Here is a 926-nt window from a genome sequence, read left to right on the forward strand (position 1 = left end):
ACGGATTACAAGTGACTTGCCGAGTGCAGCGGGAATCTTGTTATAGATCTCACCGCTTTCGATGAAAGCGATGTAGCCGTTTATCTTCCGTTGTAGCGCGAGAAGGTGCTCGGCTTGTAGGGTCTTATTGCCCCATTCTAGGTGGTCAGCGATGCCCAGGATGATGGTGCCACTGTCCGATTTGGGGATTCCCCACATATCGATAATGTTCGGGTCTGTTAAGGACACTGCGGATCCTTGGCCTCCAGCCGGTTTGTTCAATCCCTCTGAGGGAACCGAGCTACAGCTCTGTGGCTTGCCGCCCTTTGCTTTGCTTTAGCTCTACTAGCTCACACGCCTAGTGTCGAACAGCAAAGTCGTCCTTAAGCACAAATTCCATTCCGATGCCTACGCCTTTGAGTACCTCGGTCACGCGGTCGACAAAGGTTTCACCTTGCTCAGGTAGCTCATATAAACCATTGATGCGAATTTTCGGATTCTTGCCCTTGGCTGGCGGATAGCTTTCCAGCAATTCGCCGCTCTCGATGAAGGCGATGTAGGTATTGATCTTCTCCTGTAGCAACAACAGGTGTTCACCCTGTTGGGCTTTGTCGCCCCATTCCAAGTGATCAGTGATGACGAGTACGACATTGTCGGGTTCCCACTCGGGCACTGCGATGATGTCGACGACTTTTGTTTCGGTGATGGACATGTCTGCTCCCTCAGAGGGTCGGGTCAGGTCGAATGATGTCGACTCTGGTAGGTGGGATTCGGGTGCCTCCGGTGAAGCCGGGTTTACCTTTGCCGACGACGGTTGCGCCGGTCTTTTCTATTTCTGGAAAGCCCAATTTCTGATTGCGCGTCAGTGGCGCTGTTTCCGAAGATTTGCATTCGACGCAGGAGATGTTGCCGTCCGCATCGCGGCCCATCATATCAATGCGCGTGCG

General features: G+C 53.0%; 2 protein-coding genes and 1 pseudogene. All 3 read right to left on the reverse strand.

Annotation, left to right across the window (positions count from 1 at the left end):
* The coding region (locus D6877_RS15595) for a DUF6572 domain-containing protein (protein WP_130911370.1) at positions 1 to 228 on the reverse strand (228 nt) is incomplete at its 3' end.
* Positions 229 to 337: 109 nt separating this feature from the next.
* Positions 338 to 691: a DUF6572 domain-containing protein gene (locus D6877_RS15600; RefSeq protein ID WP_016774273.1), complete on the reverse strand. Its 354-nt coding sequence runs from the start codon at positions 689 to 691 to the stop codon at positions 338 to 340.
* A gap of 10 nt (positions 692 to 701) precedes the next feature.
* A pseudogene (locus D6877_RS15605) lies at positions 702 to 926 on the reverse strand (pyocin); the annotation flags it as partial.

This window comes from Pseudomonas sp. Sample_9 (assembly GCF_004307535.1).
GTDB lineage: Bacteria > Pseudomonadota > Gammaproteobacteria > Pseudomonadales > Pseudomonadaceae > Aquipseudomonas > Aquipseudomonas mercuritolerans.